The sequence below is a fragment of the Rhizobium sp. YJ-22 genome (assembly GCF_029601685.1).
GTDB lineage: Bacteria > Pseudomonadota > Alphaproteobacteria > Rhizobiales > Rhizobiaceae > Metarhizobium.
In genome coordinates this window covers 259,857-274,691 of the sequence record NZ_JARRIR010000005.1, presented here as the reverse complement: position 1 = coordinate 274,691, position 14,835 = coordinate 259,857, and the positions used below count along the sequence as shown (strand labels likewise).

Annotated in this window: 16 protein-coding genes; 6 read left to right on the top strand and 10 right to left on the bottom strand. The window is 64.6% G+C overall.

Annotation, left to right across the window (positions count from 1 at the left end):
* Positions 1-93 precede the first annotated feature (93 nt).
* Positions 94-489, top strand: coding sequence for a VOC family protein (locus tag P7F60_RS14435; protein WP_277918429.1), 396 nt, complete (start codon positions 94-96; stop codon positions 487-489).
* On the opposite strand, the gene P7F60_RS14430 is transcribed toward P7F60_RS14435, so the two are convergent.
* The 7 genes from P7F60_RS14430 to rsfS form a co-directional block, all read right to left on the bottom strand.
* Positions 441-1,091, bottom strand: a complete 651-nt coding sequence (locus P7F60_RS14430) for a helix-turn-helix domain-containing protein (protein ID WP_277918428.1) — start codon at positions 1,089-1,091, stop codon at positions 441-443. The two genes, P7F60_RS14435 and P7F60_RS14430, sit on opposite strands and share 49 nt — an antisense overlap.
* A 108-nt stretch (positions 1,092-1,199) precedes the next feature.
* Positions 1,200-1,721, bottom strand: coding sequence for an RNA pyrophosphohydrolase (locus P7F60_RS14425; RefSeq protein ID WP_277918427.1), 522 nt, complete (start codon positions 1,719-1,721; stop codon positions 1,200-1,202).
* A 33-nt stretch (positions 1,722-1,754) separates the two neighbouring features.
* Positions 1,755-2,942: a divergent polysaccharide deacetylase family protein gene (locus tag P7F60_RS14420; RefSeq protein ID WP_277918426.1), complete on the bottom strand. Its 1,188-nt coding sequence runs from the start codon at positions 2,940-2,942 to the stop codon at positions 1,755-1,757.
* A 100-nt stretch (positions 2,943-3,042) separates the two neighbouring features.
* Positions 3,043-4,365, bottom strand: a complete 1,323-nt coding sequence (locus P7F60_RS14415; RefSeq protein WP_277918425.1) for a S41 family peptidase — start codon at positions 4,363-4,365, stop codon at positions 3,043-3,045.
* On the bottom strand, positions 4,355-5,737 hold the full coding sequence (locus tag P7F60_RS14410; RefSeq protein WP_277918424.1) for a murein hydrolase activator EnvC: 1,383 nt from the start codon (positions 5,735-5,737) through the stop codon (positions 4,355-4,357). The genes P7F60_RS14415 and P7F60_RS14410 overlap by 11 nt, the downstream gene beginning before the upstream one ends.
* A gap of 183 nt (positions 5,738-5,920) precedes the next feature.
* Positions 5,921-6,403, bottom strand: a complete 483-nt coding sequence (gene rlmH / locus P7F60_RS14405) for a 23S rRNA (pseudouridine(1915)-N(3))-methyltransferase RlmH (RefSeq protein WP_277918423.1) — start codon at positions 6,401-6,403, stop codon at positions 5,921-5,923.
* Between the two features lie 151 nt (positions 6,404-6,554).
* The gene (rsfS, locus tag P7F60_RS14400; RefSeq protein ID WP_277918422.1) at positions 6,555-7,046 is read right to left on the bottom strand and encodes a ribosome silencing factor; all 492 of its coding nucleotides are present in this window, start codon (positions 7,044-7,046) and stop codon (positions 6,555-6,557) included.
* 304 nt (positions 7,047-7,350) lie between these two features.
* Between rsfS and leuC the strand changes: the two genes are divergently transcribed.
* Entirely contained in the window at positions 7,351-8,760 is a 1,410-nt protein-coding gene (gene leuC, locus P7F60_RS14395; RefSeq protein WP_277918421.1) for a 3-isopropylmalate dehydratase large subunit, read from the top strand.
* A gap of 104 nt (positions 8,761-8,864) precedes the next feature.
* Here leuC and P7F60_RS14390 read toward each other — a convergent pair whose 3' ends face one another.
* The 3 genes from P7F60_RS14390 to P7F60_RS14380 all read right to left on the bottom strand — a co-directional run bounded on the left by P7F60_RS14390 (position 8,865) and on the right by P7F60_RS14380 (position 11,212).
* Positions 8,865-9,029, bottom strand: a complete 165-nt coding sequence (locus P7F60_RS14390; protein ID WP_277918420.1) for a DUF1328 domain-containing protein — start codon at positions 9,027-9,029, stop codon at positions 8,865-8,867.
* Between the two features lie 316 nt (positions 9,030-9,345).
* Positions 9,346-10,551: a pyridoxal phosphate-dependent aminotransferase gene (locus tag P7F60_RS14385; protein WP_277918419.1), complete on the bottom strand. Its 1,206-nt coding sequence runs from the start codon at positions 10,549-10,551 to the stop codon at positions 9,346-9,348.
* Between the two features lie 4 nt (positions 10,552-10,555).
* The gene (locus P7F60_RS14380; RefSeq protein ID WP_277918418.1) at positions 10,556-11,212 is read right to left on the bottom strand and encodes a TetR family transcriptional regulator C-terminal domain-containing protein; all 657 of its coding nucleotides are present in this window, start codon (positions 11,210-11,212) and stop codon (positions 10,556-10,558) included.
* A gap of 357 nt (positions 11,213-11,569) precedes the next feature.
* Here P7F60_RS14380 and P7F60_RS14375 point away from each other — a divergent pair, with 357 nt between their 5' ends.
* The 4 genes from P7F60_RS14375 (at position 11,570) to P7F60_RS14360 (ending at position 14,835) form a co-directional block, all read left to right on the top strand.
* Entirely contained in the window at positions 11,570-12,343 is a 774-nt protein-coding gene (locus P7F60_RS14375) for an ATP-binding cassette domain-containing protein (RefSeq protein ID WP_277918417.1), read from the top strand.
* 59 nt (positions 12,344-12,402) lie between these two features.
* Complete coding sequence (locus P7F60_RS14370) at positions 12,403-13,182, top strand: transporter substrate-binding domain-containing protein (RefSeq protein WP_277918416.1); 780 nt, start codon at positions 12,403-12,405, stop codon at positions 13,180-13,182.
* A gap of 95 nt (positions 13,183-13,277) precedes the next feature.
* Positions 13,278-14,009: an ABC transporter permease gene (locus P7F60_RS14365; RefSeq protein WP_277918415.1), complete on the top strand. Its 732-nt coding sequence runs from the start codon at positions 13,278-13,280 to the stop codon at positions 14,007-14,009.
* A gap of 4 nt (positions 14,010-14,013) precedes the next feature.
* Positions 14,014-14,835 (top strand): ABC transporter permease subunit, encoded by an 822-nt coding sequence (locus P7F60_RS14360; RefSeq protein ID WP_277918414.1) that lies wholly within the window; start codon positions 14,014-14,016, stop codon positions 14,833-14,835.

Here is a 14,835-nt window from a genome sequence, read left to right as displayed (position 1 = left end):
TGGTTCTTTGTTTTCGTTTGTCTTTTCGGGAAAACCGGGTTCCACTTTTCCCTGACAAACTCTACGTCTTCGATATCAGCAAGGGAGCGTTCCATGAATTTCCGATACACTATTCTCTATGTCGAGGACGTGCGGGCCAGCCTCGATTTCTTCAACCGCGCCTTCGGTTTCGACATCGCCTTCCTGCATGAGAGCGGCGATTACGGCGAGCTTTCCACCGGCGCGACCAAGCTTGCCTGTTCCTCGATGGCGCTGATGCGGCAGCTGGGCAAGCATCCGCAAAAGCCTTCTCTCCATGCGCCGGCTTTCGAACTCGCCTTCGAGACGGAGAATGTCACGGCCGCACTTGCGCGCGCGCAGAAGGCCGGCGCGACGTTGGTGCAGGCGGAACGGGAAATGCCCTGGGGGCAGGTGATCGCCTATGTCGGCGATCCCAACGGTTATCTCATCGAGATCTGCACGCCGGCCCAGTTGCCGAGCCCGGGCTGAGCGAGGATGGCGCGGGCGGCCTCGTCCCGGCGCAGCCGCGCCGGGCTTTGCCCGAACCAGCGCAGGCAATCGCGGGTCATATGCGCCTGGTCGCTGTAGCCGAGGCTTGCGGCGATGGCGGCGAGCGGCATGTCATCGGACAGGGCTGCGGCCGCGCGCCGCGCCCGGCCGAGGCGGCGCCAGAAATCCGGCACAGGCAGGCGCTTTTCGTGAAAACGCCGCTGCAATGTGCGCGGCGAGACACCGGCCCGGCGGGCGATGCGGATCAGCGGCAAAGCGGAGCCGGCCAGCAGGTCGACGATCTCGGCCATCTCGTCCGCCGGGTTCAGCCTGTCGCCGAGGAAGGCGGCGGTGTGCGCCTCCTCGCCTGCCAGTTCGGCCAGCGCATCCGGCGACAGCGTCAGGCCGGGCCGCAGGCGAAAACCGGTCATCCGCACGCCGGCGACGACATCGACCACCCGTGGCCGGTCGTCCCAATCGGAGAACAGCAGATGCGGGGCCTCGCCCGGCGCCTCCACGACGATCACGTCGCGGCAGCCATCGGGATAGACGGTGACGCGGCCGGGCGTTTTTGCCTGATGGCTCCAGCCGACATGCTGCATGTCGCGCTCTCCCGTCTTGCGCCGGCTCAGAGTTCGGATTCTGGTCTATCTTCCTGTTTTTGCCGCATTGTCCGAAGCCGAAGCGATCACGCTTCGGCTGGAAATGCTCTAGCCGGCGAGATGGGCGAATTCCGCTACGACGGCGTCATAGACATTGCGCTTGAACGGAACGATCAGGCCCGGCAGATCGCGCATCGGCTTCCAGTCCCAAGCGTCGAATTCCGGGTCGTGGCCGCCGGGCGGCGGGTTGATGGCGATTTCGCTCTCGTCGCCCTCGAAGCGGAAGGCGAACCAGCGCTGCGTCTGGCCGCGATACTTGCCCTTGAGGCCGATGCCGATCAGAGGCGCCGGCAGGTCGTAATTGATCCAGTCGCGCGCCTCGGCGAGCAGGGTGACCGAGCGCATGCCGGTTTCCTCGTAGAGTTCGCGTTTGGCGGCGGGCAGGGGATCCTCGCCCTTGTCGATGCCGCCTTGCGGCATCTGCCAGAGCTGCGGCGAGCCGTCATATTCGCTATTGCCCACGGGGATGCGCCGTCCAGCCCAGACGAGGCCGGCGCGGTTCAGCACCATGATGCCGACGCAGGGCCGATAGGGGAGATCCTCCGCCCGCACGGGCTTGTTCTTGCTCATCTCATGCTCCCGCTTGTTGGTTCGGCGCTATTACTAGCGATCGGTCGCCAGCGACGCCACCCCGACGATCTCGATGCCGCGCGTCGCCGCCTCATTGCTCCATTTGGAAATGGCGGCGATGCTTTCGTCGAAGGCGGAGGCGACGCCGATGGCCGAGCCGTTGCGGCGGGCGATACGCTCCAGCTCGTCAAGCTTGGTGAGAATCGCGGTCTCGTCGACCTGGCCGTCGAGTTGCAGGTCGGCGAAGGCTTGTGGCGCTTCCAGCGTCTTGCCGATCGTGCCGCTCAGCGTCTGCGCCGAGGAGCCGTCGTCGAGGAACAACAGCCCGCGCCCGGCGACGTCGCGCATCACCGGCTCCAGCGCGTCGGCATTGGAAAGGAAGCGGCCGCCGAGATAGTTCATCACTCCGGTGTAATTGGTGATCTTGGCCATCGAGCGGTGCAGGCGCTTCAAATTTTCCTTCGGCGCGTTCGCCGTCAGCAGTGTGTCAGGCCCGGGATCGTTATCCGGATAGTCGAAAGGCTCCAGTGGCACCTGCAGCAGGATTTCATGGCCGTTTCGGCGCGCTTCCTGCATCCAGCGCTGCAAGCTGTTGCCGCTGGCGGCGAAGGCGAGGGTGATTTCCTCCGGCAATTGCTTGATGGCGCGTTGCGTGCCGGTCTGGCTCAACCCGAGGCCGCCGACGACGATGGCGACGCGGGTGGCGCGCGCGCCCGACCAGGGCCTGGCATAATGATCGACCGGACGCATCCCGTCCGGGCCGACGATCGGCAACCGGCCCTCGGGCGTGTCTTCCAGCAGGGCGTCGTTCGGCATGGCCGCCATGCGCGGATCCTGGCCGACCTTGTCGGTGCCGACCAGCACCGGGCCACTGCTCTCGCGCGATTTCGGGGTGTATTTGATGACCACCGATCCGTCATCTGTGGTGGTCGCCTCGACATTGGCGCCGGAGTGGCTATGGGCGACCGGCAGGCCGTTGCGGGCGGGCGGCTTGGCATCGGCGGGCGGTTCGGCCTGGGCGATGTCCTTCGGCGGCTCGGGAGCGGTTGCTTCCGCCGCTGGGCGTTGCAGGCCCTGGAAGGGCAGGGTGGCATAGACGGAAAGGCCGAGAACGACAGCCGTGCACAAGCCGGTCAGCAGGCGTTCGAGCGAAAGCCGTTTTCGCTTCGGCGTCGCAGCCTTTCTGTTCTGCCCCAATGGAAGGTGAAGGTTGCTGTCCACCGTCTGCCGCCCGATCATCGCGCCTCGCGACATTCCCCAGGGGATGCCATGGGCAAAGGAAAGGCGCCGGCTTGCGAAAGCCGGCGCCCGTCATAGCTGGTTACTTGGTGACTTCGGCCTTGTCGGGCATCGGCGGGAAGGCGGGATCCGTCTTGACGCCGCGCAAGAGGTCGAGCGCGTAGTTGAGCTGGATGTCATCCTTCGGCTCCGGCGGCACATAGGCCGAGGAACCCGAGCCCTCTTCGGTCTCGCTCTGGCCCTTGATGTGGCCGGGCAGCGAGGATTCGCCCTCGCTGGTCAGCTTGCCCTGCAACTCCGCCGGAAGCGGCTGGTCAACCTTGATGTCCGGCTGGATGCCGGTGCCCTGGATCGACTTGCCGGACGGCGTGTAATACAGCGCCGTCGTCAGGCGCAGCATGCCGTTCTCGCCGAGCGGGATCATGGTCTGCACCGAGCCCTTGCCGAAACTGCGGGTGCCGAGCACGGTGGCGCGATGCATGTCCTGCAGGGCGCCGGCGACGATTTCCGAGGCCGAAGCCGAGCCGCCGTTGATCAGCACGATCACCGGCTTGCCGTCGGAAAGATCGCCCGGGCTGGCGTTGAAGCGGCGGGTCTCGTCCGGGTTGCGGCCGCGGGTGGAAACCACCTCGCCGCGCTCCAGGAAGGCGTCGGAGACGTTGATCGCCTGGTCGAGCAGGCCGCCGGGGTTGAGGCGCAGGTCGAGCACGTAACCCTTCAGCTTGTCGGCGGGCACCTGCTTCTTGATGCCGTCGATGCCCTTGACGAGATCGTCATAGGTCTTTTCCGAGAAGGAGATGATGCGCAGGTAACCGACATCGTTCTCGACACGCCACTTGACGGCGCGCACCGGGATGATGTCGCGCACGATGGTCAGCTCGATCGGCTTGTCGGCGCCTTTGCGCAGCAGCTTCAGCTTGATCGGGGTGTTGACGGCGCCGCGCATCTTCTCGACGGCGTCTTCGAGCTTCAGGCCGCGCACCGGCTGGCCGTCGATTTCCGAGATATAGTCACCCGCCAGCACGCCGGCGCGGGCCGCCGGGGTGTCGTCGATGGGGGTGATGACCTTGACCATTTCGTCTTCCATGGTCACTTCGATGCCGAGGCCGCCGAATTCGCCCTTGGTCTGGCTGCGCATGTCCTCGGCGTCCTTGGCATTCATGTAGCTCGAATGCGGGTCGAGGGATGTCAGCATGCCGTTGATGGCGTTTTCGATCAGCTTGTCTTCCTGCGGCGGCGTCACATACTGGGCCCGCACGCGCTCGAACACGTCGCCGAAGATCGACAGTTCCTTGTAGGTGGAAGAGCCCGCCGCCACGGCGGGCATGCCCGCCGAGTAAACGACGCTCATCGCCGTCGCGCCCATCAGAGCGCCCACGAGAACAAGAGAAGCCCTACGTATCATTGCGTGCCTTTCCAGAGCTTGTTGCGGTCCACCAGGGTCGGGAATCGACCGGCGCACCGTCTTTTCGAAATTCAATGTAAAGCGTTGGCCGATCCGTTTCCAGCGCCAAAGCCGTTGCGCTTGCAACTCTTTTCTCACCCATCACCGCCAGGGGCTCGCCCGCGAAGACGAACTTGCCCTGTCGGGTCTTGACCTGATCCATGCCCGCCATCACCAGATGATAGCCGTCTCCGGTGTTGAGGATGATCATCTGGCCATAACTGCGGAATGCGCCGGCAAACACCACCGAGCCGTCCGCCGGCGCCGTGACGAGCGCGCCCGGTTCGACGGCGACGGTCATGCCTCTGGCCGGATGCCCGGTGCCGTCGGCATCGCCGAACTGGCGCAGGATGGTGCCGGCGACCGGAAGCTCCAGCTTCTTCTTCAGGTCGGAAAATGCATATGCAGGCGCAATGCGGTTTTTGTCGGGCACGCCGCTTTCGGCAAGCTCGCGCGCCTTCTGGCGCTGCTCGTCCGACATCAGCCGGCGGCGCTCCTCCTCGACGCGGGCGGCGGTGGCGGCGTCGCGGGCGGAGGTGATCTCGGTTTCCAGCGAGCCGATCAACGATTCGAGGCTGGTCGCCCTGGCCGCCAGCTCCTCGGTGCGGCGGCGCTCGGCGTCCAGCTCGCCCGCGCTGCGGCGGCTCGCCTTGTCGTTTTCGACGATCAGCAGGTCCATGCGCCGCTCCTCCTCCATGCTGCTGGCAATGGCGGCGGTCAGCGTTTCCTTCTCGGTGCGGATATGGGCGGAAAGCGTCGTCAGCTCGTCGAGGTCGGCGGCGAGTTTTTCGGTCTCGCGGCGGATGCCGGGCACGACGGCGCCGAGCAGGATGGCGCTGCGCACCGAAGCCAGCGCATCCTCCGGCGTCACCAGCAGAGCCGGCGGCGGATTGCGGCCCATGCGCTGCAATGCGGCCAGCACTTCGGCCAGCAGGCCGCGCCGTTCGCGCAGCGAGCCGTGGATCATGTCGCTGCGCACCTGCAGCTCGGCCAGCCGCGACTCGCCCCTGGCGATGTCCTTGTCGATCGACTTGCGCCGTGCCGCCGATTCGATCAGCGCTTCGCGCAGGCTGGCGCTGCTCTTGTCGAGCGCGGCGATGCCGTCTTCCAGTGCCTTCACCTTGTCGGTGGACAGCGTCATGGTCTGCGACAGCGCCTCCAGCTCGGCGCGGGTGTCGTCGCGTTTCTTCTGCAGGGCGCTTTCCAGTTCGGTCGGGGTCGAGGCCGCCGCATCCGGAAGGGGTTCGGGCGATTGCGCCTTTGCCGCCATATCGCCGCCGGCCGCAAGCACTGCCAGCAGCGGCAGGGCGGTGGCGAGGCGGGCAGGTCTCATGGCGCGCAAAAAGGGCCGCATCGGGATCCGGTCGGGAAAACGTACAAGGGCGGAGTTTTAAGCTGATTTGCGAGCTTTCGCCAAGGAACAACGCCGTGATCCATAGGAGGCCGGCTTTAAGGCGCAAGTTTGGCGCAAGCCTCACGATTGCTCCTGCGTGACAATTTTGGCGGACCGGGTGTTTCAGACCCGGTGATAGGGATGGCCGGAGAGGATGGTGACCGCCCGGTAAAGCTGTTCGGCGATCAGGATGCGCACCAGCTGGTGCGGCCAGGTCATCTTGCCGAGACAAATGACGGCATCGGCCTTCTGGTACAGCGCAGGATCCAGCCCGTCGGCGCCGCCGATGGCGACCATGAGGTCACGTTTGCCCTGGTCGCGATACTGGCCGATCAGGCCGGCGAAAGCCTCGCTGTCGAGCGCCTTGCCGCGCTCGTCGAGCAGGATCAGGACGGCGCCCTCGGGCAGGGCCTTGTCGAGCAGGACCGCCTCTTCGCGCTTGCGCGTTTCCGCATTCGAGGCGCGGCTTTCCCCCACCTCGGCGACGCGCGAAAGCTCGATGCCGATCGCAGGGCCTGCCTTGGCCAGCCGCTCCAGGTAACGGGCCGCAAGATCCTTCTCAAGCCCGGCTTTGAGCCGGCCAACCGCAAACAGGCCGATGCGCATGTCGTGTTCGTTCCGTCGGGCCTCGTTTGCCCGCGACCTTGTCTAATCGCATTTCCGGACGGAAAACCGGTATCCACTTTTCCTGGAAATGCTTTATACGCCGCTCTTCGGCCCGACCGTCAAAGCGACCGCGACATGCCGGCAAGGGCGATCAGTGCAGTGTCTCTTCCTCAAGATCCGGCGCGGCCCACATCTTCTCGATGTTGTAGAACTCGCGGATTTCGGGGCGGAACACATGGACGATGATGTCACCGGTGTCAATCAGCACCCAGTCGCCGGTTTCCATGCCTTCGACGCGGGCGTTGCCGAAACCTTCGTCCTTGAGATCGGCGATCAGGTGGTCGCAAATCGCGGCCACATGCCTGCTCGAGCGACCGGAGGCGACGACCATGTAGTCTCCGAGCGCGGACTTTCCGGCAATGTTGAGGGTGACGATGTCTTCTGCCTTGGAGTCCTCCAGGCTGAGGAGGACCAGTTGAAGCCCGCGGGTTGCGGCATCGGCGCCACGATCCGGGCTTTTCGGGGTAGCGGTGCGTGCTCCCCCCTTGGCGTGTACTGTTGTCAGAGTTCTTCCTTTCCTTCGTAACAGAACAGGCACGTATGATTCGGGCACAGAGCCCCAATCGATGACAAAGATAGGCATTGATTCGTTAAGGTTTCAAGATCGCCGCCTCCCATTTGCGTTGCGCGGCCGCCACGCCGGCCCGTGAAATGCATTGCCGAAGCCGCCGAAAATTGCTATGAGCGCGCCCATGGGATCGAAATTCGGATGCCTCGCGCCTTTCGTTTACGTGCTGCAGGACCACAAGCGTCTGCCGGCACGTTTTTTCGCGCGCGTTTCCGGGGCACTCAACAGCCGACTTTCCTGATCGTCCTTCCGATCCGATCACGTCCGGCGGCCATCGACCGCCGATCCCCCGACCCCGTATATTGATGGATATCCAGCCATGAGCGCACCCCGCACCCTCTACGACAAGATCTGGGACGATCACGTTGTCAACAGCCAAGACGACGGAACCTGTCTTCTCTATATCGACCGCCATCTGGTCCATGAAGTGACCTCGCCGCAGGCCTTCGAGGGCCTGCGCATGGCCGGCCGCAAGGTTCGCCATCCCGAGAAGACGCTGGCCGTCGTCGACCACAACGTGCCGACCTCGCCGGACCGCAAGCTCGGCATCAAGAACGAGGAAAGCCGCATCCAGGTCGAGGCGCTGGCCAGGAATGCCGCCGATTTCGGTGTCGAATACTATTCCGAAAACGATATCCGCCAGGGCATCGTCCACATCGTCGGGCCGGAACAGGGCTTCACCCTGCCGGGCATGACCATCGTCTGCGGCGACAGCCATACCTCCACGCACGGCGCATTCGGCGCGCTGGCGCACGGGATCGGCACGTCTGAAGTCGAGCACGTTCTGGCGACGCAGACGCTGATCCAGAAGAAGGCGAAGAACATGCTGGTGCGCGTCGACAACCAGCTGCCGCCGGGCGTCACCGCCAAGGACATCATCCTCGCCATCATCGGCGAGATCGGCACCGCCGGCGGCACCGGCTACGTCATCGAATTCGCCGGCGAAGCGATCCGCTCGCTGTCGATGGAAGGCCGCATGACGATCTGCAACATGACGATCGAAGGCGGCGCCCGCGCCGGCCTGATCGCGCCGGACGAAACCACCTTCGCCTACGTCCAGGACAAGCCGCGCGCTCCCAAGGGCAAGGCCTGGGACATGGCGCTCGACTACTGGAAAACGCTGCATACCGACGAGGGCGCCCATTACGACCGCGTCGTCGTGCTCGACGCCGCCAACCTGCCGCCGATCGTCTCCTGGGGTTCCTCGCCGGAAGACGTCATCTCGGTTCAGGGCGCGGTTCCGAACCCGGACGAGATCCAGGACGAGAACAAGCGCGCCTCCAAGTGGCGTGCGCTCGACTATATGGGCCTGAAGCCGGGCACGAAGATCACCGACATCGCCGTCGACCGCGTCTTCATCGGTTCCTGCACCAATGGCCGCATCGAGGATCTGCGCGCCGTCGCCAAGGTCGTCGAAGGCAGGCAGGTGGCATCCACTGTCAGCGCCATGATCGTTCCGGGCTCGGGGCTGGTGAAGGAGCAGGCGGAGAAGGAAGGCCTCGACGTCATCTTCAAGGCGGCCGGCTTCGACTGGCGGGAGCCGGGCTGCTCCATGTGCCTGGCGATGAACGACGACCGGCTGAAGCCGGGCGAGCGTTGCGCCTCGACCTCCAACCGCAACTTCGAGGGACGCCAGGGCTTCAAGGGCCGCACCCATCTGGTGTCGCCCGCCATGGCGGCGGCGGCGGCGATCGCCGGCCACTTCGTCGATATCCGCGACTGGAACTGAGCCTTTTCGGCCCAAGACATTCCGACAAAAAACCCGCCGGGCGACCGGCGGGTTTTTCGTTTCATGGGCAAGGGGAGGAGAAGCCCATGACATGATGGTTTTCCTCAGGCGCCGCGCACCAGGCGGATGACCAGCGAGGCCAGGAACAGCACCAGGAACAGGAAGAACAGAACCTGGGCGATCGAGGCGGATGCGCCGGCAATGCCGCCGAAACCGAGAACACCGGCCACCAGTGCAACGACAAGAAAAACGAGCGCATAATACAGCATCGTGAAGCTCCTTCGCGTGAATTCTAGCGGTCGATCGAACTATCGATCACTTTCCGCCAAGTCATATCGGGTGAATTTTTATCTCTTTTAAAGGTAATGGAAGAAATACAGAAGCAGGATAATCGGAAGTGGAATTCCGATCAGCCAAAGTAGTATTCCTTTCATCTTCGCCTCCATATGAATTCCAACTGCGCAAATAATGCGCGAGCCTACGGTCCGGTTCCGTGGGGCGACCGAGATCTTTTGGGCGAGGGCCGGCAAAAAGCCGCACCCGGAAACCGGATGCGGCCGCTTTGGACCGGTCTCGGGAAAGGGATCAGGCGCTGAGGCTGCGCGGCCTGGGCGCGCCCTCGGCGGCGATGCGGCCGGCGAGCGCCACCATGCGCTCCATCGCCGTGACCAGAAGCGCATCGTCGACCGTCAGCGAGACGCGCACGTAATCGGCGGCCTGCTCGCCGAAGGAGGCGCCGGGCATGACGGCAACCTGTTCGTCCTTCAGCAGATCCCAGGCGAAGGCATCGCCGCTGAGGCCGGTGGCCGAGACGTCGATGACGATGAACATGCCGCCTTCCGGCATCAGCGGCTGCAGCAGGTTCGAACCGGCCAGCGTCTTGCAGACCAGTTCGGCGCGGGTCCGGTATTTCTGGCGCATGATGGCGGCGGTCTGGAAGGGCTGCGAGATCGCCATCTCGGTCATGTCGGCGATGAAGGGCTGGCCGCCGAACAGCATGGTTTCGGAGACCGGCAGCAGCTTGTCGCAGAATTCGGCGGGGCCGACGGCCCAGCCGCTGCGGAAGCCGGGGGCGGCATGGGATTTCGAGATCGAGGAGACGACGATGGTGCGCTCGGCCAGTTCCGGGCTGTCGAAGGGCGAGGCGAAGGGCTTGTGGAAGATCAGCTCTTCATAAACCTCGTCGCAGACGATCCAGAGATCGTGGCGGCGGCAGATTTCGCCGAGCCTGGCGATCTCGTCGCGGCTGAGAACGGCGCCGGTCGGATTGTGCGGGGTGTTGAGCAGCAGCACCCGGGCATTCGGCGTGATCGCCTTCTCCAGATCCTCGGCCTGCATGTGGAAATCCTTTTCCGGGCGCAGCGGCACCGGGATCATATGCGCGCCGGTGGAGGCGATGACGCCCTCATAGGTCGCATAGAGGGGGTCGCCGACCAGCACGCCGTCGCCAGATTCCACAAGGCCGAGCATCACGGCGAACAGCGCCGTCTGGGTGCCGGGGAAGCAGAGGATGTTGTGCTCGTCGATGTCGGGGCGGCGCCTGGCATATTTGGCGACCAGCGCCGCGACGACGCCCGGCTCGCCTCGGCCGTTGGAATAGCGGGTGCGGCCGGCATGCATGGAGCGGGCGCATTCGGCCAGAAGCGCCGGATCGGTGGGGACGTCGGGCTCGCCGATGGTCAGCTCGATGACCGGCGCGCCGGCGGCGGCCATGCGCCGCGCCTCAAGATGGACCGCCCATTTGCCGGAGCCGAGATGTTCGAGCCGATCGGTGATCGATGCGTAACGCATTATTCTATCCTTCTTGCATGGTGGGAGTTGCACCGAGGCCGCCCGGCGGCAGGCCGAGCATCGCCTCGACGGCGCGCAGCGCCGTCTCGGCCAGTTCTCGATCGTCAAACATGTCGGCAGCCAGCGATCCCTCGATCCACAGCCCGTCGATCAAGCCGTTGATGGCGATGGAATGCGCCCGGCATTCCGCAGCGGTCGGCGCCCGGCCCGCCTCGCGCAGGCAATCGCTCACCAGTCTTTCCAGCGCCTCGCGGAACACCGCGTAGTTTTCGCGGTGAATGGCGCCGAAGGTCGGGTCGAGGCGGACATGGCCGATGAAGCCGGCCCACAGCGACAGGGTGCGCGGATCGGTGACCGGCGGCGTCAGGTTGGCGACGATGAAGCGCCCGAGGCGGGTGCGGGCATCCGCATCCAGCGATTCGGCCGCCTCGATGGCGGTGCGGGTCATGCCCATCATCGTGTCGCGGTAGGCGGCCTGGACCATCTGGTCCTTGCCGTCGAAATAGTGACGGATGAGGCCGCCGGTGACGCCGGCCCGCGTGGCGATCTGGCGTACGGTCGCTCCCTGCACGCCGAGTTCAGTGATGCAGTCCAGGGTTGCGGAGATGAGATCCTGTCGCCGTTCCGCCTCGCTGGCGCGATGGAAGGCGCGGCGGCTCATGCAGCGTGCCGGAGAAGGGGCGGCATCCGGTCGTCGCGGCCGGCGCATACGGCTGCGGCGCGGGCGTCGGCATCCCGACAACGCATCGAAAACCGTCGCCAATGCGTCGCCATCGGCCGCGCGCCGAATTCAGCCATCCCCTCATCCCCCGAAGAAAACGCCTGGGTTCCAAGCGTCGAAATTTGTGCAGATGGCCGCTATTATACGCTTGAATAATTTTCAGACAAGTGCAAAACTCCTGATCAATCCGGGCGGCGCGGCCAGCGACGCAGCCCGAAAAACCATGAAAAGCTGGCGGGAACAGTTATTGGCTTCAGGTGGCCGGGCAGGTTGGCCTGGCATGGGCGGATTATATATATGACGGATACGGCCGAGGCCCTTCACGTATCGAACCTGCACAAGCGCTTCGGCGCGCTCGAGGTTCTCAAAGGCGTTTCTCTCACGGCGAAACAGGGCGATGTCATCGCCATCATCGGCGGTTCCGGCTCGGGGAAATCGACCTTCCTGCGCTGCATCAACCTGCTGGAGCTGCCGAGCGCCGGCGAGATCACCATTCACGGCGAAACCATCACCATGAAGAGCGACGGCCATGGCGGGCTGATGCCTTCCAACCGCAAGCAGGTGCAGCGCATCCGCACCCAGCTCGGCATGGTGTTCCAGAGTTTCAACCTTTGGCAGCACATGACGGTGCTGCAGAACGTCATCGAGGTGCCGGTGCATGTCCTGGGCATGCCCAGGGACAAGGCGGTCGAGATCGGCGAGGCGCTGCTGCGCCGCGTCGGGCTCTACGAAAAGCGCGACGTCTATCCGTCGTTCATGTCCGGCGGCCAGCAGCAGCGCGCCGCCATCGCCCGGGCGCTGGCCATTCAGCCGCTGGTGATGCTGTTCGACGAGCCGACCTCGGCGCTCGATCCCGAACTGGTGGGCGAGGTGCTCACCGTCATCGGCGATCTCGCCAAGGAGAAGCGCACGATGATTCTCGTCACCCACGAGATGAAATTCGCCCGCGACGTCTCCAGCCATGTCGTCTTCCTGCACAACGGCGTCATCGAGGAGCAGGGCCCGCCCGCGCAGCTCTTCGGCGATCCGAAGTCCGAGCGGCTGAAGAAGTTCATCAGCTCCATCCATTGATGCGGGCCTCGATTGCCTTTTCCAACCAAATTCCAAAAACCAAGACAAAGGGGAAATTCATGAAATCCATCGTCAAGACGCTCGTGGCGGCGCTGGCAATCGGCTTGGCCGGCATGGCGGCGGCCTCGGCCGAGCAGCTCAAGGTCGGCTTCGCCGCCGAGCCCTATCCGCCCTTCACCTCGCCGGACGCCAATGGCAACTGGGTCGGCTGGGAAGTCGATTTCAAGGACGCGATCTGCAAGGAAGCGAAGCTCGACTGCGTCGTCACCCCCGTTGCCTGGGACGGCATCATCCCGGCGCTGAACTCCAAGAAGATCGATATGATCATCGGTTCGATGTCGATCACCGAGGAGCGCCTCAAGTCGATCGATTTCACCGACAAGTATTACAATACGCCGCCCGGCATCATCGGCCCGAAGGACCAGAAGTTCGACGCCACGCCCGAGGGGCTGAAGGGCAAGGTGCTCGGCGTGCAGGTCTCCACCATCCACCAGGTCTATGCCAACAAGTATTTCGGCGCCAACGGCACCGAGATCAAGGAATACCAGACGCAGGATGAGGCCAACCAGGATCTGGCCGCCGGCCGCATCGACGCCGTGCAGGCCGATTCGATCGCGCTCGACGCCTTCCTGAAGTCCGAGCAGGGCGCCTGCTGCGACCTGAAAGGCACCGTCGCCGACGATCCGGCGATCCTGGGCCTCGGCGTCGGCATCGGCATCCGCAAGGGCGAGACCGAGCTGAAGGAAAAGCTGAACGCCGCCATCAAGGCGATCCGCGCCAACGGCACTTACGACGCCTTCTCCAAGAAGTATTTCGCCTTCGACATCTACGGAAAATGATCCCCGCCGGGTGGCCCGGCGCCGGGCCGCCCGCCTGAAACGATCCGAGGCGCAGGCCGCTTCGTCGGCCGGCGCCGGTGCGAAGGGAATTTCCGATGGCTGCATCCTCCGCCACGATGTTCGATCTCAGCCTGCTGGCGCTGGATGCGCCCGGCTGGGGCGGGGTACTACTCAAGGGGTTCGTCGCCTCGCTGGAGCTTGCGGTGGGCGGCTACTGCCTCGGGCTGCTGCTCGGCATCGGCGGCGCCTGTGGCAAGCTCTATGGCGGCCCGATCCTGCGCGACCTCATGGAGGTCTATACGACGCTGATCCGCGCCGTGCCGGAACTGGTGCTGATCCTGCTGCTCTACTACGCCGGCACGGATGCTGTGAACCAGCTTCTGGCGCTGTTCGGCGTCGGGCCGGTCGATATCAACGGGCTGGTCGCCGGTATCTTCGTCATCGGCGTGGTGCAGGGCGCCTATTCGACCGAGGTGCTGCGCGGTGCCATCAAGGCGGTGCCGCCGGGGCAGATCGAGGCGGCGCGCGCCTACGGCATGTCGCCGATGCTGGTCATGCGCCGGGTGACGCTGCCGGCCATGCTGCCCTATGCCATTCCCGGCCTCTCCAATCTCTGGCTGATCGCCACCAAGGACACGGCCCTGCTCGCAGTCGTCGGTTTCAGCGAGCTGACGCTGGTGACGCGCCAGGCAGCCGGCTCCACCAAGGCCTACATGATGTTCTACATGGCGGCGGGCGTGCTCTACCTGGCGCTGACGCTGGTGTCGAACGTTGCGATCGGCATCATCGAAAGACGCTCGCGGCGCGGCATGGCGAGACCGGTGTAAGATCATGAGCGAACCCCTTCCCCTTTCCGCCATCACCGCGCCGCATCTTCCCAAGGGCCGCAGCCTGTTCGAGCCGCATCGCCTGTTCCTGATGGCGGCGTTCGCGGTCATCGTCTTCTGCGCCATCTGGTTCCTGCGCTGGGACTGGATCCCGAGATACCAGGACCGGCTGATCGCCGGCATCGGCCAGTCGCTGCTGATGCTGGCGACCACCACCGCGATCGGTTTCCTGTTCGCGGTGCCGCTCGGGCTGGTGCAGGTCACAGGGCCGTGGCCGCTCGCCTGGCTTGCCAAGGGTTTCTGCACCATCATTCGCGGCACGCCGCTGCTCCTGCAGCTCTGGCTGCTCTATTATGGGCTCGGCTCGGTGTTCGCGCAATTTCCGGAGATCCGTTCCTCCTTCCTCTGGCCCTATCTGCGCCAGGCCTGGCCTTACGGTTTCACGGCGCTGATGATCTCGTTCGCCGCCTATGAGGGCGAGGTGATGCGCGGCGCCTTCGCCGGCGTTCCCAAGGGCGAGCTGGAGGCGGGGCGCGCCTTCGGCATGGGGCGTTTCACCCTGTTTAGGCGCATCTGGCTGCCGCGCGCCATCAACCGCGCCCTGCCGACACTGACGGGCGAAACCGTTCTCCAGCTGAAATCGACGCCGCTTGTGGCCACCATCACCGTCATCGACGTTTATGCGGTGATTTCCAAGGTAAGACAGGATACATACCTCACCTATGAGCCGCTGCTGCTGCTGGCGCTCATCTATCTTTGCCTGACCGGCATTCTGATCGCGGCCTTCCGTTTGCTGGAAAACCGCGTTCCAACTCGTGGTGCATGA

Excerpts from the sequence above, each read along its gene's own strand:
- P7F60_RS14435 (WP_277918429.1), top strand. The coding sequence starts at position 94 with ATGAATTTCCGATACACTATTCTCTATGTCGAGGACGTGCGGGCCAGC.
- P7F60_RS14430 (WP_277918428.1), bottom strand. The coding sequence starts at position 1,091 with ATGCAGCATGTCGGCTGGAGCCATCAGGCAAAAACGCCCGGCCGCGTC.
- P7F60_RS14425 (WP_277918427.1), bottom strand. The coding sequence starts at position 1,721 with ATGAGCAAGAACAAGCCCGTGCGGGCGGAGGATCTCCCCTATCGGCCC.
- P7F60_RS14415 (WP_277918425.1), bottom strand. The coding sequence starts at position 4,365 with ATGATACGTAGGGCTTCTCTTGTTCTCGTGGGCGCTCTGATGGGCGCG.
- P7F60_RS14410 (WP_277918424.1), bottom strand. The coding sequence starts at position 5,737 with ATGAGACCTGCCCGCCTCGCCACCGCCCTGCCGCTGCTGGCAGTGCTT.
- rlmH (WP_277918423.1), bottom strand. The coding sequence starts at position 6,403 with ATGCGCATCGGCCTGTTTGCGGTTGGCCGGCTCAAAGCCGGGCTTGAG.
- rsfS (WP_277918422.1), bottom strand. The coding sequence starts at position 7,046 with ATGCCTATCTTTGTCATCGATTGGGGCTCTGTGCCCGAATCATACGTG.
- leuC (WP_277918421.1), top strand. The coding sequence starts at position 7,351 with ATGAGCGCACCCCGCACCCTCTACGACAAGATCTGGGACGATCACGTT.
- P7F60_RS14390 (WP_277918420.1), bottom strand. The coding sequence starts at position 9,029 with ATGCTGTATTATGCGCTCGTTTTTCTTGTCGTTGCACTGGTGGCCGGT.
- P7F60_RS14385 (WP_277918419.1), bottom strand. The coding sequence starts at position 10,551 with ATGCGTTACGCATCGATCACCGATCGGCTCGAACATCTCGGCTCCGGC.
- P7F60_RS14380 (WP_277918418.1), bottom strand. The coding sequence starts at position 11,212 with ATGAGCCGCCGCGCCTTCCATCGCGCCAGCGAGGCGGAACGGCGACAG.
- P7F60_RS14375 (WP_277918417.1), top strand. The coding sequence starts at position 11,570 with ATGACGGATACGGCCGAGGCCCTTCACGTATCGAACCTGCACAAGCGC.
- P7F60_RS14370 (WP_277918416.1), top strand. The coding sequence starts at position 12,403 with ATGAAATCCATCGTCAAGACGCTCGTGGCGGCGCTGGCAATCGGCTTG.
- P7F60_RS14365 (WP_277918415.1), top strand. The coding sequence starts at position 13,278 with ATGGCTGCATCCTCCGCCACGATGTTCGATCTCAGCCTGCTGGCGCTG.
- P7F60_RS14360 (WP_277918414.1), top strand. The coding sequence starts at position 14,014 with ATGAGCGAACCCCTTCCCCTTTCCGCCATCACCGCGCCGCATCTTCCC.